Origin of the sequence: Pseudoalteromonas sp. SR43-7, assembly GCF_014163785.1 — a bacterium.
Taxonomy (GTDB): domain Bacteria; phylum Pseudomonadota; class Gammaproteobacteria; order Enterobacterales; family Alteromonadaceae; genus Pseudoalteromonas; species Pseudoalteromonas distincta.
The window spans coordinates 73,183-95,313 of record NZ_JACJDY010000009.1 but is presented as its reverse complement, the minus strand read 5'-3'; the positions used below and the strand labels follow the sequence as shown (position 1 = coordinate 95,313).

General features: G+C 40.1%; 20 protein-coding genes and 2 tRNA genes. 18 read left to right on the top strand and 4 right to left on the bottom strand.

The window, feature by feature from the left end; genetic code table 11:
- Position 1 precedes the first annotated feature (1 nt).
- Genes H5087_RS08860 through H5087_RS08835 form a run of 6 tightly spaced genes read left to right on the top strand, consistent with a single transcriptional unit; the run spans position 2 to position 8,708 of the window.
- Positions 2 to 2,125 (top strand): hypothetical protein, encoded by a 2,124-nt coding sequence (locus H5087_RS08860; RefSeq protein ID WP_182671781.1) that lies wholly within the window; start codon positions 2 to 4, stop codon positions 2,123 to 2,125.
- A gap of 2 nt (positions 2,126 to 2,127) precedes the next feature.
- Positions 2,128 to 2,595 carry a hypothetical protein gene (locus H5087_RS08855; protein ID WP_182671780.1) on the top strand — a complete coding sequence of 156 codons (468 nt, stop codon included), beginning with the start codon at positions 2,128 to 2,130 and terminating at the stop codon, positions 2,593 to 2,595.
- A 1-nt stretch (position 2,596) separates the two neighbouring features.
- Positions 2,597 to 5,323: a hypothetical protein gene (locus tag H5087_RS08850; RefSeq protein ID WP_182671779.1), complete on the top strand. Its 2,727-nt coding sequence runs from the start codon at positions 2,597 to 2,599 to the stop codon at positions 5,321 to 5,323.
- Between the two features lie 16 nt (positions 5,324 to 5,339).
- Positions 5,340 to 5,831 (top strand): DUF1833 family protein, encoded by a 492-nt coding sequence (locus H5087_RS08845; RefSeq protein ID WP_182671778.1) that lies wholly within the window; start codon positions 5,340 to 5,342, stop codon positions 5,829 to 5,831.
- Positions 5,832 to 5,833: 2 nt separating this feature from the next.
- The gene (locus tag H5087_RS08840; RefSeq protein ID WP_182671777.1) at positions 5,834 to 6,229 is read left to right on the top strand and encodes a hypothetical protein; all 396 of its coding nucleotides are present in this window, start codon (positions 5,834 to 5,836) and stop codon (positions 6,227 to 6,229) included.
- Positions 6,213 to 8,708, top strand: coding sequence for a host specificity factor TipJ family phage tail protein (locus tag H5087_RS08835; RefSeq protein WP_182671776.1), 2,496 nt, complete (start codon positions 6,213 to 6,215; stop codon positions 8,706 to 8,708). The genes H5087_RS08840 and H5087_RS08835 overlap by 17 nt, the downstream gene beginning before the upstream one ends.
- Before the next feature lies 1 nt (position 8,709).
- On the opposite strand, the gene H5087_RS08830 is transcribed toward H5087_RS08835, so the two are convergent.
- The 4 genes from H5087_RS08830 to H5087_RS08815 all read right to left on the bottom strand — a co-directional run bounded on the left by H5087_RS08830 (position 8,710) and on the right by H5087_RS08815 (position 10,536).
- Positions 8,710 to 9,159 carry a hypothetical protein gene (locus H5087_RS08830; RefSeq protein WP_182671775.1) on the bottom strand — a complete coding sequence of 150 codons (450 nt, stop codon included), beginning with the start codon at positions 9,157 to 9,159 and terminating at the stop codon, positions 8,710 to 8,712.
- Between the two features lie 165 nt (positions 9,160 to 9,324).
- Positions 9,325 to 9,486, bottom strand: a complete 162-nt coding sequence (locus H5087_RS08825) for a hypothetical protein (RefSeq protein ID WP_182671774.1) — start codon at positions 9,484 to 9,486, stop codon at positions 9,325 to 9,327.
- 238 nt (positions 9,487 to 9,724) lie between these two features.
- Positions 9,725 to 9,801, bottom strand: a tRNA-Pro gene (locus H5087_RS08820).
- Between the two features lie 111 nt (positions 9,802 to 9,912).
- Complete coding sequence (locus H5087_RS08815; protein WP_182671773.1) at positions 9,913 to 10,536, bottom strand: arylesterase; 624 nt, start codon at positions 10,534 to 10,536, stop codon at positions 9,913 to 9,915.
- On the opposite strand from H5087_RS08815, the gene H5087_RS08810 reads away from it, so the two are divergent.
- The 12 genes from H5087_RS08810 (at position 10,537) to H5087_RS08755 (ending at position 22,055) form a co-directional block, all read left to right on the top strand.
- A complete protein-coding gene (locus H5087_RS08810) occupies positions 10,537 to 11,250 on the top strand; it encodes an ABC transporter ATP-binding protein (RefSeq protein WP_154903889.1) in 714 nt (237 codons plus the stop codon). It abuts the gene before it with no gap.
- The gene (locus tag H5087_RS08805; protein WP_182671772.1) at positions 11,240 to 13,741 is read left to right on the top strand and encodes an ABC transporter permease; all 2,502 of its coding nucleotides are present in this window, start codon (positions 11,240 to 11,242) and stop codon (positions 13,739 to 13,741) included. Before H5087_RS08810 ends, H5087_RS08805 begins: the two co-directional genes overlap by 11 nt.
- Positions 13,742 to 13,871: 130 nt before the next feature.
- A complete protein-coding gene (gene ruvC / locus H5087_RS08800) occupies positions 13,872 to 14,396 on the top strand; it encodes a crossover junction endodeoxyribonuclease RuvC (RefSeq protein WP_002960649.1) in 525 nt (174 codons plus the stop codon).
- Between the two features lie 2 nt (positions 14,397 to 14,398).
- The gene (gene ruvA / locus H5087_RS08795) at positions 14,399 to 15,016 is read left to right on the top strand and encodes a Holliday junction branch migration protein RuvA (protein WP_002960647.1); all 618 of its coding nucleotides are present in this window, start codon (positions 14,399 to 14,401) and stop codon (positions 15,014 to 15,016) included.
- A 7-nt stretch (positions 15,017 to 15,023) separates the two neighbouring features.
- Positions 15,024 to 16,031: a Holliday junction branch migration DNA helicase RuvB gene (ruvB, locus tag H5087_RS08790; RefSeq protein ID WP_039490135.1), complete on the top strand. Its 1,008-nt coding sequence runs from the start codon at positions 15,024 to 15,026 to the stop codon at positions 16,029 to 16,031.
- 963 nt (positions 16,032 to 16,994) lie between these two features.
- On the top strand, positions 16,995 to 17,699 hold the full coding sequence (gene tolQ, locus H5087_RS08785; RefSeq protein WP_002960643.1) for a protein TolQ: 705 nt from the start codon (positions 16,995 to 16,997) through the stop codon (positions 17,697 to 17,699).
- The gene (tolR, locus tag H5087_RS08780; RefSeq protein ID WP_002960641.1) at positions 17,686 to 18,114 is read left to right on the top strand and encodes a protein TolR; all 429 of its coding nucleotides are present in this window, start codon (positions 17,686 to 17,688) and stop codon (positions 18,112 to 18,114) included. Before tolQ ends, tolR begins: the two co-directional genes overlap by 14 nt.
- Before the next feature lie 4 nt (positions 18,115 to 18,118).
- A complete protein-coding gene (gene tolA / locus H5087_RS08775) occupies positions 18,119 to 19,045 on the top strand; it encodes a cell envelope integrity protein TolA (protein WP_002960639.1) in 927 nt (308 codons plus the stop codon).
- Between the two features lie 9 nt (positions 19,046 to 19,054).
- A complete protein-coding gene (gene tolB, locus H5087_RS08770; protein ID WP_138488837.1) occupies positions 19,055 to 20,413 on the top strand; it encodes a Tol-Pal system beta propeller repeat protein TolB in 1,359 nt (452 codons plus the stop codon).
- Between the two features lie 34 nt (positions 20,414 to 20,447).
- Entirely contained in the window at positions 20,448 to 20,990 is a 543-nt protein-coding gene (gene pal / locus H5087_RS08765) for a peptidoglycan-associated lipoprotein Pal (RefSeq protein ID WP_182671771.1), read from the top strand.
- Between the two features lie 13 nt (positions 20,991 to 21,003).
- On the top strand, positions 21,004 to 21,753 hold the full coding sequence (gene ybgF / locus H5087_RS08760) for a tol-pal system protein YbgF (protein WP_033021320.1): 750 nt from the start codon (positions 21,004 to 21,006) through the stop codon (positions 21,751 to 21,753).
- 226 nt (positions 21,754 to 21,979) lie between these two features.
- A tRNA-Lys gene (locus tag H5087_RS08755) sits at positions 21,980 to 22,055 on the top strand.
- The last annotated feature ends 76 nt before the right edge of the window (positions 22,056 to 22,131 follow it).

The window sequence follows — 22,131 nt, the reverse complement described above, 5'->3', positions numbered from 1 at the left end:
CATGGCATCAATTGCAACGCTCACTATCGATTTAATCGGTAAAAGTGGCAAGCTAACTGCTGAGCTCAATAAAGCCAATAAAAAAACCTCATCGTGGGCTGATAAAACCCGCAAATTGGTAGGCGGTAGCGCTAGAGTTATGGCGGGGTTTGGTGCGGCAGGAGTTGCCGCGTATGCCTCTATTTATGCTAAAAACGCAGAGTTTATCGATCAACAAGCCAAAACAGCAGACCGACTAGGTATTACCACGCAGGCGTTAGGTGGTTTGCAGCATGCCGCTAATTTATATGGTGCTTCCAACGAAGAGCTAAATAAATCACTGCAAACCATGCAAAAAAACCTTGGCCAAGTGGGGCAAACAGGCACCGGTGAAGCTAAATATGCGCTTGATGGTTTGGGTTTATCTGTTCAAGAGTTACAAGGACTCGCACCTGAAGAGCAATTTAAAGTAATTGCCGACAAGCTAAAGGGCGTTGAAGACCAAAGCCAAAAGGTTTATGTAGCACAAACCTTAATGGGTAAGTCGGGCGCTAAGATGATCAACGTGATGGACGCTGGCGCTGATGGCATAACCGCCATGATGCAAGAAGCCGATGCTCTGGGTATGACGTTCGATCGCATCGATGCCGCTAAAGTCGAAATGGCAAACGATGCATTCGATAAAGCTCAAAAAACCACACACAGTTTTGGCCAAACACTAGCCATTGAAACAGCGCCTATTATTGGCGCTATTTCAGATATGTGGACCGAATCAGCAAAAGAAGCCGGTGGTTTTGGTTCTATTGCTCAGCAAGTAGTTACTAAAGTAGCCACAGGCATTGGTTTTTTAGGTGATATGGGCCGTGGTTTACAAGTTGTTTTTTTGCTTTTAAGGCAAGGTGTTGCTGAACTTGCAAATGTAGCAGTACAAAATTTTGCAAATATTGCCAGGGCAATAAATCCAGTACTTGAAGCTTTAGATATGGAGTCTTCAGGTTTAAAAGAGCTTGAATCATTTGGCGATTCATTTTCAGCTACAACTGACAAACTAGCTAAGGAACTAAGTGACTTATCTATGGCACCCATGCCATCAGAAAAAGTAAAAACGTGGATTGCTGATGTGCAAGACAAGTTTCAAGCCGCAGCCGAAGAGCAAGTAAACAACCCAAAAAAGAAAGACCTTAGTGATTTACTGGTAAACACGGACCCTAAAGCAGCGAATGAAAAAGCGCAAAAGCTAATTGAGTCAGCTCGTAGCCAATACCAACAAATATTTGATGCGCAATTAGCACAAGATGGCAAAGAAGTAGAGCTCGAGAACCGTCGTTTTGAGCGTAAACAGCAAGAAATGGAACGTGAATTTCAGTTACTGCGTGATAAAAACCTCATCACTACTGAGATAGAAGCAGAATACAACACAGCCAAAGAGCAAGCATTAGCCCAACATGAGCAAAATATAAGCCTTATTAAGCAAGAACAGCTTACTGCTCGGGAAGAAAAAGAACGCGAGCACCAAGACAAGCTAGCCGAAGGTGAAGCGCAGCGAAACCAAATGATGCAAGAAGGCTATAACGGCTTGCTTAATGTAATGGGTGGCTACTTTGACGGTATGGAAGGCAAAAACGCCAGCTATGCCAAGTCAGCTATGGCTATAGGCGAGACCATGCTTGATGAAGAAAAGCGAAATTCAATGCAAAGTATTTGGACTAATACTTATGACACCGCAATGAAAGCTTATGGTGCGCTCGCTGACATCCCCTATGTGGGGCCTGTTCTAGGTGCAGCTGCTGCAGGTGTCGTAATAGCAGCCGGCGGTCTTTATGCTGCAAAGGTGGGTGGTTTAGCCTCTTTTGATGGTGGTGGTTATACATGGGATGGTCCACGAAGCGGTGGTCTAGATGGCAAAGGCGGCCAGTTAGCCATGCTACATCCTCAAGAAACCGTTGTTGATCACACTAAAGGGCAAAGCCTTGGCTCTAGTGTCACTGTAAATTTGATTGAAGATGCTAACCGTGCAGGTTCACAAAGTCGAAGCCAGCTTAATGGCGAAGATGTCATAAACATATTTGTAAGTAATATCCGCCAAGGTGGCGATGCATCCTCTGCACTTGAAAATACCTATGGCTTACAACGGCAGGGAGTATAAACGTGCTAGTAAAATACCCAAAAGACTTAAAGCTCCCACTCGTTTCAACTCATAGCCTAGCGCAGCAATCAAACCTACTACGCACAGATATGCAAAGTGGCCGCGCTCGCCAGCGAAAGCGTTTTCAGTCGGTACCCACGACCATGGGCGCAACCTGGAAGTTAAATGAGTACCAAGCCCAAATACTCGAAGGCTTTGTAACCCACGGCACTAACGACGCGGTTAATTGGTTTTTAATGCCAATACGCACCCCTGAGGGGCTGATAGAGCACGAAGTGCGGTTTAAACAAAGCCCACTAGAAGCCTGCAGCTTTAATGGCGGATTTTGGAACTACAGCACAAATATCGAGATTAAAAAACGACAAGTGGTGAGTGAAGAGACAATGGTTAATCTAATACTCACTCCACTTACTGCAGAGACATTTGCAGTATCCGTAACTAATTCAATGAACAAATATTTGGAAAATTAAAATGGCGAATTATTTAACCCTAGTTGAGCAACTCAGCACAGCAGTAGATCAGTTAAGTGAAGTGTTGCAAGGTGATGAAAACACTACTGTCACTATCAACGGCCAACAGCAGCCAAGCGTACAGAAAAAAACATTGGATGAAGTTAACGCAAAAATTCAGCTGGTTTTAGATGCAGCTGCCGATATTGATGCGGTGAAATACGCCACTACCGCAGCTGGTATTGCCTCTGGATCAGAGTATTTTAGTGTAGTGAGTGAAAACGATGATACATACCTAGATTTATACCAAAATGAGTCAGGAACGGCTAAATTTAAAAAGAAATATCCCTCAATTGATGCGATAAGCAACCAGCTTTCTAAAGAAATAACAGGTGATTTGATAAGTGGATCATTGGTAAGCGCGCTTAATGGACAGCGCCAAAGCAATGAAAACTATAAAAGCACAGGATTTATTAAAGTAAGCCCCTTATCGACTTTTTTCTTTGAAGGTTATAACGAACTACATACCGGCTTGGCATTTTATGATGAAAACTACGTTTTTTTATCAGGTGTTAGGTCAGCCCGCAGCGGTTTATATATCGTACCAGAGGGGGCTTTATATTTAATAGCCACAACAGATTTAAGGGTGTTATCCACCTTAAAAATAAAAGTAACGCCTACAAACATAAGAAACTTAGAGGTGGAAGGTAAAAACGCAGAATTCTCACTAAAAAGCTTAATCTTCACTGAAGTTGACATTTTTTCAACGTACCCACTAACCGATGGTTACATTAGGGCCTCAGATGGTGAAGTTTTATCCTCAACTCTTTATAAAATTACACCATTTATAGCAATTAAAAACAACGCACTAATTGAATACACTGGAAGAACGTACACAACCGTTGCGGGCGTGGCTGTGTACGACAAAAACAAGGCTTTAATCGAAGCTTATGCGAATAAAGACGGAGATATAGCCGGCTTGCAAATATCAATAAATCAGCCCGATGCTGCATACATAAGAGTCTGTTCTTCAATTAACGCAAATAATGGTTATAAGGCATTTATTAACTTAATAAATATTGATAGTTATGTTGATAAAATAAATGAAATTACAGACACTATTGATTCAATTAATGTGGATATTACAAAAGAGTTCCCATTAATAGATGGTTATATAAGATCATCCGATGGCGCTTATGTAAGTGCAACAAACTACAAATCAACACCGTTAATAGCAGTAACAAACCATACTGAACTAATTTATACAGGGAAAGCAATACCGCCAACGTCAGCAATTACGTTTTATGATAGAGATTTGAATGTTTTATTTACTCAGACATTTTCCGATGTTGTTAACGAAAAAGTGAAAATAAACAATCCAAATGTTGCTTACATGCGAGCTTGTTGCGCCATATCATCTATAAATGAGTTTTCACTTAAAACAGCAAAATATAATATAACGGGTAGTTTACTTAGGGTTATAGATGAATCCGAAACAACTGAAGCTTACTTGCAAGGTGATGGTACGGTAAAAGGCTCTAGCCTTTATAGAATGAGTGATTTTATACCATTACCGCAAGGCACACCTACACTAAAATACACAGGAAGGATTGCAAGTCCCGCAATAGGGATTGCTGTTTATGATAAAGACTTTAATTATTTAACAAGCCAAATAACAGCTGATGGGAATTATAACGAGCAGAATGTAATTGTCTCAAATGCAGATGCTAAATACATTCGCGCCTGTAGCTCTATTAACTCGCCAGCCGCTTTTAAATTGGATTTATACGTAAACAATAATGAGAGCCCTAAACTTTTTAGTAAAGATATTGTCATTAGGCCAAGCACTCCCACCTCATTCTCAGTTTTACAAAAAGTAGGTGATGAATATTTAGAGCATACTTTTAAATATTTAGATCGACCTGAGTATACAGAAAGTGGCTGGTACTCTCCTTGGGTCAGGCATGCAGGCGTTGATATTGCTCAAGGCAACTTTAACTTCATTCATGTTGTCAGTAGGGATGGAGAATCAGGAAAGTATGTTGGTCTTGCACACGGTTGTGAAGTTTTTAAATGGATTCACTTTTTTGTTGATGGAAAGCCTTTTGACCCTAACGTGAATAAAGAAATTATGGAAGGTGATAGGTTTCACTTTGAATTTTTGGCTGATATATATGCCGCTGATTCAAGCAAGGGGGGGGGTGAGTTTACTTATGCTAAGGAGCCTTTAGAGTTATCCTCTATACATTATATGAACTGTGAAATAACAAAGTATGGTGTAAGAAGATACAATAAATTAGTTGTTAAGCGTGATAACACCGTTTTTAATCAACTTATGGGCGCCATGCAACAAACGAATCAGCCTCCCATGAATGGAATGCTAATCTATAACGCAGCCGAACCTTTTAGAGTCTATTTCCCTAACTCAAACGATGTGGCCGAACCACTTACAGAAAATGACAGAGTTGCAGGGAATGCCAATGCTGGTATTGATATGGTTAAGGCTACTGGTTCGAGTAATGGTTTTGATTATACAGTTGAAACAAAAATGTGGAATGCTGACTGCTCAAAAAGAAAAGATATAGGCCTTAGAAGTTGGACAGAAAGAACAAGCTCTAACAAAATGTATTTCATTCCTGAAATTGTTGAATACACAGAGAATACAATCGGAAGGCCAGCTACCATATTTAATGTTGATGATATTATAGAGTGCCATAGCGAGACCAAGTATGGCGTAAACAAAATATAGTTATGAAAGAGGCGCTATGTCCACAGTACTTCAAAAAATATACGCCAGTGCTCCAGTCAACGACCTACCAATACACACATTAGAACTACAAGCTGATTCTTTATGGCAACTTAGAATTTGCGATGGCTTTGATGATGTAATAGCTGGCATTGAAGGGGGCGAAATGGTCATTTTTTTAGCCAGCGGAATGGGGGTTTCACTCCCAGCCCGCGGGGTAAAAGGGCGGCAAGACTTACAATTTCAAATTGATAATGTCACTGGCGAAGCACTAACCAAAGTAAAGCAAGCAATTGATGCGGGTATTCCAATTAAGGTTATTTACCGTGTTTATACAGCGAGTAATTTAACAGAACCCGCTGAACCTGCAGTTGAAATGAAAGCGGTTGATGTTCAGGCCACAGCGCTAAGTTTAAATGTAGTGGCGTCATTTAATGATTTAGTAAATAAAGCTTGGCCTAAAAACCGTTACACACCATCCATTGCCCCAGGGCTCAAATACTTCAGTTAACTATGAAACACATAAATGATTATCTAAGCGTACCTTACGTTGATGGTGGTCGAGATATGGCAGGCCTTGATTGTTGGGGTCAGCCACGTCTTGTGCTGCACAATGTATTTGGTAAACCGCTGTTTAAGTCGTTTGGCCATGTAAGGGCCGATGACAAAGCCAAATTAACAAACGCCTATAGTAAGCTTGTTGATCAGTTTAAGCCTTGCCAACCAAAAGAGCAGGCGCTTGCTTGCGGCTTTAGAGGGCAAAATTTAATACATATGGGGTTATGCGTAGTTGTTGATGGGCAGTTGCAAATACTGCATACCTCACGGAAAAAAGGCCCGTCTATTGTAACAATCGCAGATTTTAAGCGGTTATTTTTTAAGGTTAAGTTTTATGAGTACACAGGTTGAAATGAAGATTTACCCTAACAAGCTTGATCTTGATTTATTCGAATCCTGTATCGGTTTCGTTGGTCAAACATTAGATGATTGGTTAAAGAAAAATGTGCCTGACTATTTTGAGTGTGAACAGCCCTTATTTAGTGTAACCATTAACGACCGTCATCTACTTCCTAGTAAATGGGCTGCTTATACTTTCAAAAGCAATGACGATATTAAGTTAATTGTTGAGGCTAAAGATCCTGCAACAATTGCTTATGCTGTGATTGCAATTGTAGCCGTAGGTTATGCAGTTTATACAGCCAACCAAATTCCCGATAACTATAACTCAACGACTCCTGACGGCAGTAGTATTTATGATGTAAATACTCAAGGTAACAAACCTCGTTTGATGGGCATCATTCCCGAAGCAGCTGGTCGTCACTTAATTTACCCAGATTACTTAACCATGCCGCGCCGCGAATACATTGATAACGAGCAGTGGCTTTATTTAATGTTAAGTGTCGGCAGTGGTGAGTATGAAATATTACCTGAAGAGGTGTTTATTGCCAATACACCGGTTAAAAGTTACACAGGTGATGTGTTTTATGAAATATTTGGTCCTGGTGACGATGTAAGTAGTCATGAAGCATATCGTAATGTTTATACCTCAAGTGAAGTAGGCTCAACATCAGGTAGTACGGGTATTGAGTTAAAAGGTAAAATAACCAGCACTGGCGGCGAAAATAACACATATAGCTACTCGTTTTCTGGTAAGCAGATAATTGCCTTTGAAGAAGAGTATGAACCAGAGATAGGTAATTTCAAACATAGAACGGCTTTACCTTTTGAAGAAGGCGAAATTGTTAAAATTCAATATGCTAACAATCCTGAAAACGATGGTTATTACGAAATAATTGATAAAAACACTCAAGGCAATGAGCTTAAAAAGCTAGATGGGCAATATCAAGAAGATACAACTTGGACAGGCTTTGTAACTGAATCTAACTCTTATGCAAAAGTATTTACTGAAGACGGGGGCGGCGATGGTGAGTTTAATGGACCATTCTTTGCTGTACCGGAGGGAGAAGTAACCGATCAATTATGGTTAGATTTTTCAATTCCTAGGGGATTGGGAGAGTTAGACGATGACGGTAATTTTCAAAATCGGTCAGTTAATATTTTAGTTGAGTATAGAGCCGAAGGTTCGCTTGAATGGCATCAAGCTCCAAATATTTTATTTTCAAATGCAACAAATGACCAATTAGGTGAAACAATACCAATAACCCTACCTGAAAAAATACGGCCTGAAGTCAGAGTAAAGCGCACAACACAAGCAAGTGATGATACCCGTATATATGATGATGTTTATTGGACAGCATTAAAAGCCGAGCTTGAAAGTGCAACAAAGTATGATGGCATGACAACCCTCGCAGTGAGAATACGTGGAACCAATAACTTAGCCGGATCAGCTGAAAACAAATTTAATCTTATTGCCACCCGTGTTTTACCAGTTTTTGAAAATGGCGTATGGAGTGAGCCAAGACCCACCACAGATATAGCTCCATTTTTTGCACATGTAGTAAAAAGTGCAGGGAATGCAGATAGTAAAATAGGTTTAGAGGCAATAGAAGCATTACACGCTATTTGGCATGAAAGGGGAGATGAGTTTAATGCAGTATTTGACAGCGAAAGCACTATGTTCGAAGTATTAAAGCGGGTGCTTGCTGTTGGTTTTGCCGAGCCAACCATCGACTATGGCCAAATCACCCCAGTTCGCGACCAAAAGCGAACTATTTATAAGCACATGTATCAGCCAGATAATTACATAGGCATGTTAAAGCGCTCTATAAAACTGATTGATGACGACGAACCCGATGGTATAGAAGTGGAATACTTCAGCCCAGTTACTTGGAAATCAGAAACTATCCTGTGTTTATTACCAGGTGACTTGGGGATTAATCCAGAAAAAGTAAGAGCATTTGGCATTACAAATCGAGACAAAGCTTATCAATATGGTATGCGCAAGCGCCGTACTCGTCGCTATCGCCGTACACGTTTTGACTTTAAAACAGAAATGGATGCTCTCAATTCACGCTATTTAGACTACTGTGCACTTGCCGACGATATACCAGGCTTTGAACAAACAGGTAGGGTTTTGTTAGTTAATGGCCGCTCAATATTTGTTGATGACGATGGCTTGGACTGGCAAACAGGCGAAGCGCATATATTAGCGATCAGAAAACCAGACGGTAAATTATCCGGCCCATACAACGCTACAAAAGGAAGTGCTAATAACGAAGTGATAATTGATGACGACCTAGATTTCACTCCAATATTTGACGGCTCAATAGAACCACCTTTGTACATGTTTGGTATCAACGAACGTTGGTGCAACGGTGTGTTGATTAGAGATATAAAACCATCATCCACCAACAAAGTAAGCGTAACCGCAGAGCTAGATGATGACAGAGTTTATTTAGATGACGACAGCTTAGCGCCTGCAGCTTAAACTAGTTACATAAACTAACTAAGGGGATTTTAGATGCAAAAGCATTTATTAAAGTCCCCAATATAACAAGGGAAACTCCAGTGGCCTCTTCAAGAGCGGATTTGTAAAGTTTTTCACGGTAGGCTTTGTTTGCAATCTCATCTTCAGGTAATGGAGTACACTCAGCCCCATTACTTGATGCTATTGCTAACGAAATAGTACTTTTTAGATTTTTAAGAAAGCTATTTTTTATAGTAAGGATCAAGCCAAGTACTGAAACTAAAGATCCGCAAATTGAAATATAAGAATATTCTTGATAGTAACAATCAACCATATAGCTCATTGTTATCAGAATAAAAGACAGCCAAAGTACTCTTTCAACGTGTGCAACTGGCCAAAGAACCTTGTGTAGATACTTTAGTCGCTTTGGCATGTCATTAATTAAACTTTCCTTGTTTACAACATTATCCATTTTAAATCCTTCATTTAGTTACTCAGTCTTTTCTTTATAATCACATAAATCTTAAATAATACAACTTCCACACTTAGGCTGTTTCGCCCTACACATAAAGCGACCATGTGGAATAAACCAATGATGTAGATTAAAAATAAATTTTTGTAAATAAAATACCGCGAGTTAGCGGCTTTCTTTTTTCTTATCCCATCTACTGAACATGCCGTTAAGGATAATGGCAATACCTAACCCTATTAAAAAACCTATGATGTTACCGTAAATGGTTAGCACAGCGATTAGCGCTATTAAAAATAACGCTACAATAATTTTTAGAACTCCTGACATCGTTTCTCCCTAAATATTTATTATTATCTAATCACGAACATCGTAATATGCGAATTCAATTTTAGCTACTGCTGAATCTTTATTTGAACTGGCGAATAAATATTTCTTATGCTTGAGAGTGTGTTCTGGAAGGCAAGTAAAAACAAATAATACAAATATAATACAAATATAGTACAAATGAGCTTTTAAAAGTTACATTTCAATTTAGTGTAAGAGCAGGATATTAAAGGGGAAATAATGGTCGGTATGGAGAGATTCGAACTCTCGACCCCTGCCACCCCATGACAGTGCGCTACCAAGCTGCGCTACATACCGACGTTGTTTGCAATAGTACGTGTATTTTTTAAAAAATCAATAAGCGATTGTTTGTTTGGGTGTTTATTACGCAAGAGGCCTAAAAAGGCGCCCTTGCGGTGTATTAATTAGCTAGTCTTTATTTAACCACTTTTTGATCGAGTCATACATCTCATCTCGTATTAATGGCTGAGCTTTTTTGTTAGGGTGTAAACTATCGTTTTGCATTAGCTCAGGTTGGCCGGCAATATCGAGCATAAAAAAGTTCATTAAACGCGCATTTGTTTCTTCGCTAACGCGCGAAAAAGTGTCAGTAAACATTTTACTGTAACGCGGGCCGTAATTAGGGGGAATGTAAATCTCCATTAAGGCGGTCATGGCATTAGCTGCTTGGCTTTTTTGAATAAGAGACGTTAAGTTAGTTTGCATTTTTTTGACTGGAAAACCACGTAAACCGTCATTAGCACCTAGCTCAATAAGTACATGAGTGGGTTCGTATTGCTCAAGCAATGCATCTAAACGGCGTAGGGCTCCACCAGATGTTTCGCCACTAATACTGGCGTTGATAAGTTCAATGTCGGCTTGTTCGTCATCGTATTTATCTTGTAACAATTTTACCCAGCCTTCTTCTTGTTGAAGTCCGTAGGCTGCGCTTAAACTGTCACCGAGTATTAAAATCGTGTTGTCGGCTGCTGCGCTCAGCGGTTTGATAACTAAAAATAAAATGAATACTAAACGAAGGATTGAATGAGTCATATGTCAGCGCTTTCTCAATTAAATATAATTCAGGTTAATGGTTTGTCTAAAATAGTCTCTACCTTTGAAGGTGAGCTGCCCATCCTCAGCGACATCAGCTTTAATGTCAAGCATGGCGAGTCTGTTGCTATAGTTGGCACGTCGGGCTCAGGTAAATCTACGTTACTCAGTTTATTAGCGGGGCTGGATACCGCAAGCAGCGGTGAAATATTTTTAGATGGCGAGCCATTACACAATTTAGATGAAGAAGAGCGTGCTGCACTGCGCGCGGCTAAAATTGGATTTGTGTTTCAATCGTTTATGTTAGTACAAAGCTTAACGGCACTTGAAAACGTTATGCTACCAGCAGAGCTCGCTGGTGAAAGTGATGCAAAAGAGCAAGCAATTGCTTTGCTTGAAAAAGTAGGCTTGAGCCATCGAATTGATCATTACCCGTCGCAACTCTCTGGCGGTGAACAGCAGCGTGTTGCTATTGCGCGAGCATTTATTGGTACACCTAAAATACTATTTGCTGATGAGCCTTCGGCTAATTTAGACAGCAAAAACGGTAAAATGATTGAATCCTTATTATTTGATTTAAACACGCAACACGGCACCACGCTTATTTTGGTGACTCACGATGAAGGGCTTGCACAAAAATGTGAGCACATTATTCAAATAGAAGCGGGTTTACTGGTAAAAAGCCAAGTAGAGGACGTTGCTAATGTGGGTTAAGTTAGCGCTTAAATTATTTTCGCGAGAATTTCGCCGTGGTGAGCTCACGGTTATAAGCGCAGCTATCGCTCTTGCTGTGTTAACCGTGCTTACACTGTCGATGGTTACTGAGCGAATAGGGCAAAGTATTGCGCAAAAAAGCAGTGCTTTTATTGCTGCAGACCGTGTACTTGCAAGCGACCATGTTCTGGACACCGCTTTTATTACTCAAGCTCAGAGCCAAAATTTAAAAACGGCGCAAATGGTGTATTTCGACACTATGTTGTTTGCCGATGATGAAATGCAGTTTAGCTCAGTAAAAGCGGCATCTAATGCGTACCCGTTAAAAGGGCAGTTAAAAGTTAAAGATACCCTAACCGGTGAAACTAAGGTTGCTAATAGCGGACCAACGCCTGGTAATGTGTGGCTAAGTGAGTCGGTATTTTACAGTTTAAATATTGATATAGGCGCGCAAGTAGAGCTTGGCGCTGCATTATTTAATGTTTCAAAAGTTATTGTAGAAGAGCCCGATGCGCCATTTAATGTATTTTCGAGCAGCCGCCGCGTGCTTATCAATATTGACGATGTGGCAAAAACCGAAGTTGTGCAGCCGGGTAGTCGTGTTTATTACCGCCAACTTTATGCAGGTAGTGAGGCCGACATAAATAGCTTTTACGAGTGGCTTAAACCACAAATGAAAGAAAACCAACAATGGTATGGCGTTAAAGACCGCCAATCACCCATTTCAAACAGCTTAAACCGCGCTGAGAGCTTTTTATTACTAGCTGGTTTACTGGGCATTATTTTGGCAGCAGTGGCTATAGCTGTTTCAGCAAAACGTTATTGTGAACGCCAATACGACCCAGTAGCGATGATGAAAACGCTCGGCGGTAGCCGCTCAATGATCCGCAAAATATACATGCTTCATTTATTGCTTGTATGTGCAATGGCGGTAAGTATAGGGCTGTTAATTGGTTATGGCTTGCAAGAAATAGCAACAAGTTACTTATCAAAAAGTATGGGCACAGAGTTACCTTTAGGTGGCTTTAAACCTTGGCTGGTGGCTATAAGCACTGGCGTAATTTGTGCTGTTATGTTTTCTATCAAACCGTTATTTGATTTATTTGATATTCCGCCGCTTAGAGTTCTGCGCCGTAACTTAGGCGACAAGTTGGCTGTAAGTCGTGTGCATTTAGGTATGAGTGCGCTAACTGTGTTTTTATTAATGTGGTTATTTAGTAACAACATAAAAATAACGCTTATTTTGTTTATATCAACACTTGCGCTAATTGGTGTGCTGTTTTTAGTATCTAAATTAATATTTGGTGGTGGTCGAAAACTAGGATTAAAGCCAGGTAACAGTTGGTCGCTTGCAATTGCATCCATTCAAAAGCGTGCAAATGTGAACGCGGTACAGTTAATTAGTTTTTCGTTAGCGATTAAATTACTGCTGTTTTTAGTGGTACTTAAAAACGACATGATATCTGATTGGCAGTCGCAACTACCAAACGATGCGCCAAATGCGTTTTTAGTTAATATTACTCAAAATGAGCTTGAGCCAATTAATGAATATTTAGCTCAAAAAGATATTCAGGTATCAGAGTTTTATCCAACTATTCGTGGGCGCGTAAATGCGGTAAACGGCGAGTTGGTAGCACGTTCTGTATCGCTGCAAGACAACGAGAAAAAAGACGAAGAAGCACGTGCAGGTATTGGCCGCGAGCTAAACCTTACATGGCTTAAAGATGTGCCTGACCAAAATGAAGTAACACAAGGCACGTGGTTTGGTGAAAATGCGATGGCTGAAGCCTCAGTAGAGGAGTCGATGCTTGAGCGTTTAGATGTTGAGATAGGCGATACGCTTACATTTTTAATTGGTTCGCAGTCGTTCGACGCTAAAATCACCAGTGTGCGCAAAGTTAATTGGGCCACGCTTAAACCTAACTTTTTTATTATTTTAAGCCCAGATGTACTTGCAGATTTTCCGGCAACGTATATTTCGTCGGTACGTATAAACCCAGATCAAAAGCGTGATTTTAGCCAGTTATTGCGTACTTACCCTACTATTACAGCGATTGATATTGATAACTTTGTTAAGCAAATACAAACAACTATTTCGCAAGTATCACTCGCCATTGGCTTTGTACTGGCAATTGTTGTGCTGTGTGGCGCGCTTGTACTTATATCGCAAGTGCAAGCTAGTTTAGGTGAGCGCATGCAAGAAATTGTAATACTTCGAACGCTAGGCGCTAAAAGCCGATTAATTAAAAACGCGACCCTGTATGAGTTTTTATTACTCGGCGGTTTAGCTGGTTTAGTGGCTGCATTTTTTAGTGATATAGCGCTTTTAATTGTGCAGCAACAAATGTTTGATTTAGCAGGTAAGTTACACCCACATATATGGATTATTGGTCCGGTAGCTGGTGGCGTATTTGTGGCTGGTTTAGGTTATTTAATGATTGCCCGAACACTTAAACAAAACACCCAAGGATTAGTGCGTGCCCTAGGGTAAGCTTAAACTAACATACTCCTGTAAATGCCCACCTAGTACGTGGGCATTTTTGTTTTTCTTTGTACTGGTAATTTATACAGTGCTCTGGCATTATTAGCGTAATTTAAAAATAATAACAATGGAGCGCTGTTTGGCCATCATTTTAGGGATCGATCCTGGTTCACGTTTGACCGGATATGGTGTTGTTGCCCATCAAGGTTCTAAATTTACATACTTAGGCAGTGGCTGTATTAAGTTAGCCGATCATCCTTTTCCGGTTAGGCTTAAAATGATCTACCAAGGCATTACACAGCTTATTGAGCAGTTTTCGCCAGAAACCTTTGCCATTGAAAAAGTATTTATGGCGCACAACCCCGATTCAGCTTTAAAACTAGGCCAAGCTAGAGGTGCTGCGATTGTTGGCGCTGCAATGGCCGACTTACCCGTATTTGAATACTCAGCTAGGCAAATTAAGCAAGCAGTAGTAGGCAACGGTGGCGCAGATAAAACACAAGTGCAACACATGGTAAAAAATATTTTAAAACTACCCGGTACGCCACAGGCCGATGCAGCTGATGCACTCGCTATTGCGATTTGCCACGCCCACTCAGAACAAAATTTAATTAAACTAGCGGGCAGCGCAAGCAAAACCGTTAGAGGACGTTTAAGGAAATAATTATGATAGGCCGCTTAAATGGTATTTTAGTCGAAAAACAGCCACCAGAAATATTACTCGAAGTAAGTGGTGTAGGTTACGAAGTACAAATGCCGATGACCTGTTTTTACGATTTACCAAAAATTGGTGAAAATGCGATTGTTTACACTCACTTTGTAGTGCGTGAAGATGCTCAGCTATTATTTGGTTTTAATAATAAAGTTGAACGTGCCTTGTTTAGAGAGCTATTAAAAGCAAATGGCGTAGGGCCAAAACTTGGCTTAGCTATTTTATCGGGCATGTCGGCAAAACAATTTGTAAGTTGTGTAAATAACGAAGACTCAACATCGCTTGTTAAATTACCCGGTGTAGGTAAAAAAACAGCGGAGCGTTTAGTACTCGAAATGAAAGACAGACTAAAAGATTGGGGTAATGATTTATTTACACCATTTAGCGATAGCGCAGTAATAGAGCCAATGAGCGATGCGACAATTGCTAATAATGCAGCGGATGATGCCGTATCGGCACTGCTTGCATTAGGTTATAAATTGCCACAAGCTCAAAAAGCAGTAAAATCGATAAGTAAACCCGATATGTCTACTGAGGTTCTTATTAGAGAATCTTTAAAATCTATGTTGTGAGTAACCCATGATTGAAGCGGATCGCTTAATTGATGCGACTGAAAAAACAAATGAAGATTCTATAGATCGTGCAATAAGGCCAAAACTTTTAGCCGACTATAGAGGCCAGCCTCATGTTAAGCAGCAAATGGAAATTTTTATTGAAGCTGCGCGAACCCGTGGTGAAGCGCTCGATCATTTATTAATATTTGGCCCACCTGGGCTTGGTAAAACCACGCTTGCAAATATTGTCGCCAATGAATTACACGTAAGTATTAAAACAACATCAGGCCCTGTACTTGAAAAAGCAGGTGATTTAGCCGCACTACTTACCAATTTAGAAGAAGGCGATGTACTGTTTATTGATGAAATACACAGATTAAGCCCACAAGTTGAAGAAATACTCTATCCCGCAATGGAAGACTACCAGCTTGATATAATGATTGGTGAAGGCCCAGCTGCGCGTTCTATTAAATTAGACTTACCTGCATTTACACTTATTGGTGCAACCACACGAGCAGGCTCACTTACATCGCCACTGCGTGACCGTTTTGGAATTGTGCAGCGATTAGAGTTTTATTCTGTAGAAGATTTATCGCACATAGTAGGGCGCTCTGCACATTACCTTGATTTAGAGATGTGTGATGATGGTGCAACCGAAATTGCTCAGCGCTCGCGTGGCACCCCACGTATTGCAAACCGCTTATTGCGCCGTGTACGCGATTACACTCAAGTAAAATCTGACGGTACAGTAAACGCCGATGTAGCTAAGCAAGCCCTTGATATGATTGACGTAGATAAAAGTGGTTTTGATTATATGGACCGCAAATATTTACTCGCCATAATCGAAAAATTTATGGGCGGCCCTGTCGGGCTCGACAATGTAGCGGCTGCTATTGGCGAAGAGCGCGAAACAATAGAAGATGTAATAGAGCCATTTTTAATCCAGCAAGGATTTATTCAACGTACACCACGTGGGCGCATAGTGTCTGACAGTGCATACCATCACTTTGGTTTACTTCCTAAAAAAGACTAGCCTATATACTTTACTTGCTGTGGTTTATTGCGCAGCAGGTAATTGTCTCAGTATCCCTTTGTTTCAAATTATTATACCCAAAACCTCAACACACTGTTGCAAATGTTATTTCAAAATACAAATACGCTTTATAGTTAACTGTTAATTCACAGGGCGTTAAGACTCGCGAGGCTATCCTGCGTACCATTCAAACTAGTAAGCGAATTACTTATTGTAAATTAGGTAGGGCAATTATTAGTTTATAAATAAAATATGTAGCGCGCTAAATTGCAGGCAAAAAAAAGCCCGCAAAAAATGCGGGCAAACAACAAGTTGAAGGAAGTAATCCAGGGGAACTACGTTTTACTAAATTTGGTTTTATCCAGAAAGAGTAAAACAATGTAATACGATAAAATATCCTATTACTAAGAACTTGGCTTAATGAAACTATCTCATTCAGTGCGCTAGCTCGGTATGGGAGAATAATACGTAAGTTTACTTTTTTGTTCAAACTAGAAAATTTGTATTTTCAGATTAGAAAAACTAATTTAGTGAATTTTATTGTTGTTTGAATCTTGTGCGTTAATTAATCGTTAAATTTATAAGTTTATGAAATTTATAACTTAAGTAATTTATTTCGTTATAGCTCGGTATTAGTTTTACTATTACGTGCAGGTGAGGCTTATAGGTTTTGAGTGTTTATGCTCTTATTTTGAATAAACGGCGCATTTTATGACGTTTCATGTATATATTTACGCATATTTATAGTTAGCGAGTTTGTTTAAAAGTTTAAATAAAATACTGAGGCAAAGGGAAATGCCAACTAAAGCTGTTTTTTAACGTTTTTTGTTGCCTATTCATAGCAATACCGTTGTCAGCTTGAAATGGACTAGATACACTAGATGCAACTTTTGGCCGTGTAAACGGTCATATTTACACAAATTAACCAATTTGCCGTATTTTGAAATTATTTAGGAGTTTAACGTGGGATCAGGGCTTAATTTTTTAGATCTAATTTTAGAAGCAAGTTTGCTTGTTCAATTAGTAATGTTAGGGCTAGTTGCCATGTCTGTAATGTCGTGGACAATTATATTTCAACGTAAAAAAGCAATATCGGATGCGCTAATAAATGCTAAGAAATTTGAGCAAAAGTTTTGGTCGGGTATTGATTTAAGCAAATTATATAACGAGATATCGTCACGCAGCGGTCAGTCTCAAGGCATTGAAGCTTTGTTTACTTCGGGCTTTAAAGAGTTTGCTCGTCATAAAAAGAATACATTTCAAAGTGCGAGTATTGTTATGGAAGGAACGCACCGCTCTATGCGTGTTGCGCTTTCTCGTGAAATTGAGAAAATGGAATCTAGTCTATCGTTTTTAGCAACAGTAGGTTCTATAAGTCCGTACATCGGTTTGTTTGGTACAGTGTGGGGTATAATGAATGCCTTTATTGCACTAGGTGAAGTTAAGCAAGCTACATTACAAATGGTAGCACCAGGTATTGCAGAGGCACTTATTGCGACTGCTATGGGTTTATTTGCGGCGATCCCTGCTGTTATTGCTTATAACCGTTTTTCAAACAGTGTTGAAAAGCTTGAGTCTCACTATATTAACTTTATGGAAGAGTTTGCTAATATTTTACACCGTCAAGCAGCTACACAAATAGAGGCACAAGCGAATGTATCAGCGTAAAAAGCGCCGTCCGGTCGCAGAGATTAATGTAGTACCTTACATTGATGTAATGTTGGTACTACTTATAATATTTATGGCTACAGCACCGCTTATTACGCATGGTGTAAAAGTTGATTTACCTAAAATGGAAGAGTCTGATTTAGTTGATACTAAAGATACTCCGCCTATTATTGCCTCAATAGATGCACAAGGTAAATATTACGTGAGTGTAGGTACTGATCCAGAAGAGCCTATGGAAGCACTTGATGTAGCGGCGGTTATAAAATTACAGCTAATGAAAAACCCTGACGTGCCGGTAATGATTAAAGGCTCGGGTAAGGTGTCGTATCAAGAAGTATTATTACTAATGGATTTTTTGAAAAATGCAGGCGTACCATCAGTAGGATTAATGACTGAATCCTTTGAGGGTAAGTAGCTGTATGAATAGTTCAGTAGTAAAATCAATAGTACTTCATTTAGGGATTGGTGGATTTTTGTATGCTTCTGCAAATATTCATCCGCCAACACCTAAAGTAATGGAAGTAACGCTTAATTCGGCTATACCTACGCCAGATAAAGCGGTATCAGCCGTTACAGTTGATCAAAAACAAGTTGAGCAAAAAATTGCTGAACTTCAAAAGAAAGAAAAAGATAAAAAAAGTGCTGAAGATAAACGTATCCGTGATTTAGAACGCAGAGCGGCCAATGCACGCAAGCAACGTGAATCAGAAGCACGTAATATTAAAAAGCTAGAGCAAGAGCGTAAAGCTAAAGAGAAAGAAAAAGCGCAAGCCGAGGCAGAAGCTAAAAAAGCACGTGCCATTGAGCAAAAAGAGCGTGCTAAAGCTAAGCAAGCCGAAAAGCAAAAGCAAGAAGCTGAAAACGCAGCAAAAGCAGCAGCTGACAAACGCAAAGCTGAAGAAGAAGCGCTTAAAAAAGCAGAAGCTGAGCGCAAAAAGCGTGAAGAGGAAGCAAAAGAGCGTGCTGCTGAGGCCGAACGTAAACGCCAGCAAGCAATGCAAGAGCAAATGTTACAAGAGCAACTTGCCAAAGAGCAGGCTGCCCGTAGTAAAATACGTCAGCAACAAGTGGTGAGCGAAGTTGATAAGTACCGTGCATTAATTATGGCGCGTATTCAGCAAAACTTACTGATTGATGAAAAAATGAAAAACCAACAGTGCCGAGTTAATATTCGTTTGGGCTTTAATGGTTTAGTAACGCAAGTTAAATCATTAGGTGGCGACAAGTTAGTATGTGAAGCTGCATTAAGAGCAGTGCGCATGGCTGACACATTACCGGTATCTAAAGATAAAGACGTATTCGAAAAACTTAAGAATATTAATTTAACAATCAAGCCAGAATTTTAAAGGAATGATATGTTCAACAAAATAAAAATAGCCTGTTTAGTTTTACTGTTTGGGTTTACGGGTGTTGCTAATGCAGCGCTTGAAATTGTAATAACAGAAGGTGTAGACGGTGCAAGGCCTATTGCCATTGTACCTTTTAAATACCAAGGTGTTGGTCCAATTCCTGAAAAGCTAAGTGGTGTTATTGCTGCCGATTTAATGCGCAGTGGTAAGTTTAAACCTGTTGATGTGGCGCAAATGCCGCAACAGCCAAGTAAAGATGGCGAAATTGATTATGCGTCTTGGGTTAATAAAGGTGTTGAAGCTGTTCTTGTTGGTGAGGTTGAACAACAAACTGATGGGCGTTATTTAGTTCGTTATGAGTTAGTTGATGTGATTCGCGGCCAAATTACCGGTGGCAATACGCAAATGATGAGTAACGGTAAGTTAGTTAAAAGCCAAGATCATATTTTAGAAGCGCGTGAAAGTGTTATTGGCGAGAGTGGTTTTCGCCGTTACTCTCATCGAATCAGTGATGTTATTTATGAAAAGCTAACGGGTGAAAAGGGCGCGTTTTTAACTAAAATTGCATATGTAATAGTACGTGATAACGAGCCTAAACCTTATCAGCTAGTCGTTGCTGATTACGATGGTTTTAACGAACAGGTGTTACTTCGTTCAAAAGAACCATTAATGTCGCCAGCATGGTCACCGAATGGTACTAAACTAGCGTATGTAACGTTTGAAAACCGTCAAAGCCAAATTTACATTCAAGATATATACACAGGTAAGCGTGAAATAATAGCAAGCTACCGTGGTATTAATGGTGCACCGCAGTTTTCGCCAGATGGTAAAAAGCTATTATTAGTGCTTTCTAAGGATAAGACGGGTGCGACAGAAGTTTACATGCTTGACCTTGCTACACGTAAAGAAACACGCTTAACAAATCATCGTAGCATAGATACTGAGCCATCTTGGTACCCTAATGGCCAAGATATTGTGTTTACATCTGAAAGGGGTGGTAATGCTCAGATTTATAAGTTAAATTTAAAAACAGGTAGGTCACAACGACTCACCTTTGATGGTGATATGAACCTTGCTGGTTCTATAACACCAGATGGAAAAGAATTAGTGATGGTTAACCGTACCAACGGGCAGTACCATCTTGCTAAGAAAGAGCTGGCTACAGGTGCGTTTCAAGTATTAACGAGAACACGCCTAGATGAATCACCGAGCATAGCGCCAAATGGTTCGATGATTATATACAGCACGCTCCATAATAATAAACAGGTACTTGCGCTAGTATCGATGGACGGCCGCTTTAAAGCACGGTTACCTGTGCTAGACGGACAAGTAAAGGCACCAGCTTGGTCGCCATACTTACAGTAATATTACTGGTTTACTCAAAATAGGAATCTACTCAATGCAACTTAACAAAATACTTAAAGGCCTGCTAATTGCTGTGCCAGTAATGACATTAGCCGCTTGTAGCTCATCTTCTGATATTGATGAAGGTGCTGCAAACCAATCAAATCAAGGCGTTGTTGAGCAATCAACTAACACTGATACAGTTGAAGTAGCTACAATCTCTCCTGAGCAACTAGCAGAAGAGCAACTTCGTCAAAAGTACGAAGCACTTCGTCAAGAGCAAGTAATTTACTTTGACTTTGATAAAGCGACTGTTGAAGGTAAGTACGCTGATTTACTTCGTGCACATGCTGAGTTTTTAGTTCAAAACCCATCAGTTAAAGTACTAATTGAAGGCCACGCAGATGAGCGCGGTACTCCAGAGTACAACATTGCACTAGGTGAGCACCGTGGCCAAGCAGTTGAAAAATACCTATTAAGCTTAGGTGTTTCAGCTAGCCAAATGTCAGTGGTAAGCTACGGTGAAGAGAAGCCAATGGTTAAATCTCGCACTGAATCAGCTTTCGCTAAAAACCGCCGTGCGGTACTAGTTTACTAAGATAAGAGATATTATGAAGCCGAAAATTATTTTGGCAGCCATGATATTGAGCGGGAGCACCCAGTTAATGGCTGCTCCCGCTCCTGTTTCAGAAGCTGCAAGTTCACAATCAAGTATTGAGAAGCGATTAGCGTCGCTTGAGAATATGATGCAGTCGCGTAATTTTTTACAAGTAGAGTTACAGCAACAACTTAACTTGTTACAAGACGAAGTAAGTCAAATTCGCGGTGTAACTGAAGAGCAAAGCTACAAACTTGAAAAAGTACTGCAGCGTCAGCGTGAGTTGTATCAAGAGATTGAAAACCGCGTGAGCCAGGCTTATACACAGCCAACAGCAGCTCCAGTAGTCGATCAGGCGCAGCCAAACGATGCACAGAGCTACAGCAGTGACTTATCTGAAAATGAAGCGTACGAGCGTGCTGTTGCGTTAATAATGAAAGATAAACGTTATGATCAAGCGATTCCTGAATTTCAAACGTTTTTGACTACCTATCCAAACTCTGTATATGCGTCTAACGCGCATTATTGGTTAGGGCAGTTGCTTACTATTAAAAATGATGGCGTAAAAGCGGTGGAGCATTTTAAAGTGGTTGTTAACGAATTTCCAAATTCTAATAAACGTCCAGATGCAATGCTAAAGTTAGGCACACTTTTACAAGATCAAGGTTCAGCGGCGCAAGCACAAAAAATATTGAGCGATCTTATCAATCAATACCCAAGTACTACCGCTGCAAAACTAGCAACTGATCGTTTGGGAAACTAAAGTTCACCAGCGATTAAATTTCTAGTTAAGGCGAGCAAACTACATGGAAACTCTCGAAGAATCTTGGATTTGCATGTAGTTTGAGCACAAACGGTTTAATTTTGTGCATCTAGACATAAAAACTTAAAAAAAGAGACAATTTCGGTTGCACTCATTTTATAAATAAGTATTATAAGCGCCCGCAGCAAACGAATGGTTACCCCACTCGAAATGCGACAAAAAGAGCGGGTTATTAGCTCAGTTGGTAGAGCAGTTGACTTTTAATCAATTGGTCGATGGTTCAAATCCATCATAACCCACCATTCTTTGAATGGTCTTTTATCGGCGGATTTACGTACAATACTAAGTTGTTATAAAACGCAACGTCAGAGCGGGTCA

What these genes read in the sequence shown, in the direction of transcription:
- H5087_RS08860 (WP_182671781.1), top strand. Translation starts at nt 2, where the DNA reads ATGGCATCAATTGCAACGCTCACTATCGATTTAATCGGTAAAAGTGGC.
- H5087_RS08850 (WP_182671779.1), top strand. Translation starts at nt 2,597, where the DNA reads ATGGCGAATTATTTAACCCTAGTTGAGCAACTCAGCACAGCAGTAGAT.
- H5087_RS08845 (WP_182671778.1), top strand. Translation starts at nt 5,340, where the DNA reads ATGTCCACAGTACTTCAAAAAATATACGCCAGTGCTCCAGTCAACGAC.
- H5087_RS08840 (WP_182671777.1), top strand. Translation starts at nt 5,834, where the DNA reads ATGAAACACATAAATGATTATCTAAGCGTACCTTACGTTGATGGTGGT.
- H5087_RS08835 (WP_182671776.1), top strand. Translation starts at nt 6,213, where the DNA reads ATGAGTACACAGGTTGAAATGAAGATTTACCCTAACAAGCTTGATCTT.
- H5087_RS08830 (WP_182671775.1), bottom strand. Translation starts at nt 9,159, where the DNA reads ATGGATAATGTTGTAAACAAGGAAAGTTTAATTAATGACATGCCAAAG.
- H5087_RS08825 (WP_182671774.1), bottom strand. Translation starts at nt 9,486, where the DNA reads ATGTCAGGAGTTCTAAAAATTATTGTAGCGTTATTTTTAATAGCGCTA.
- H5087_RS08815 (WP_182671773.1), bottom strand. Translation starts at nt 10,536, where the DNA reads ATGACTCATTCAATCCTTCGTTTAGTATTCATTTTATTTTTAGTTATC.
- H5087_RS08810 (WP_154903889.1), top strand. Translation starts at nt 10,537, where the DNA reads ATGTCAGCGCTTTCTCAATTAAATATAATTCAGGTTAATGGTTTGTCT.
- H5087_RS08805 (WP_182671772.1), top strand. Translation starts at nt 11,240, where the DNA reads ATGTGGGTTAAGTTAGCGCTTAAATTATTTTCGCGAGAATTTCGCCGT.
- ruvA (WP_002960647.1), top strand. Translation starts at nt 14,399, where the DNA reads ATGATAGGCCGCTTAAATGGTATTTTAGTCGAAAAACAGCCACCAGAA.
- ruvB (WP_039490135.1), top strand. Translation starts at nt 15,024, where the DNA reads ATGATTGAAGCGGATCGCTTAATTGATGCGACTGAAAAAACAAATGAA.
- tolR (WP_002960641.1), top strand. Translation starts at nt 17,686, where the DNA reads ATGTATCAGCGTAAAAAGCGCCGTCCGGTCGCAGAGATTAATGTAGTA.
- tolA (WP_002960639.1), top strand. Translation starts at nt 18,119, where the DNA reads ATGAATAGTTCAGTAGTAAAATCAATAGTACTTCATTTAGGGATTGGT.
- tolB (WP_138488837.1), top strand. Translation starts at nt 19,055, where the DNA reads ATGTTCAACAAAATAAAAATAGCCTGTTTAGTTTTACTGTTTGGGTTT.
- pal (WP_182671771.1), top strand. Translation starts at nt 20,448, where the DNA reads ATGCAACTTAACAAAATACTTAAAGGCCTGCTAATTGCTGTGCCAGTA.
- ybgF (WP_033021320.1), top strand. Translation starts at nt 21,004, where the DNA reads ATGAAGCCGAAAATTATTTTGGCAGCCATGATATTGAGCGGGAGCACC.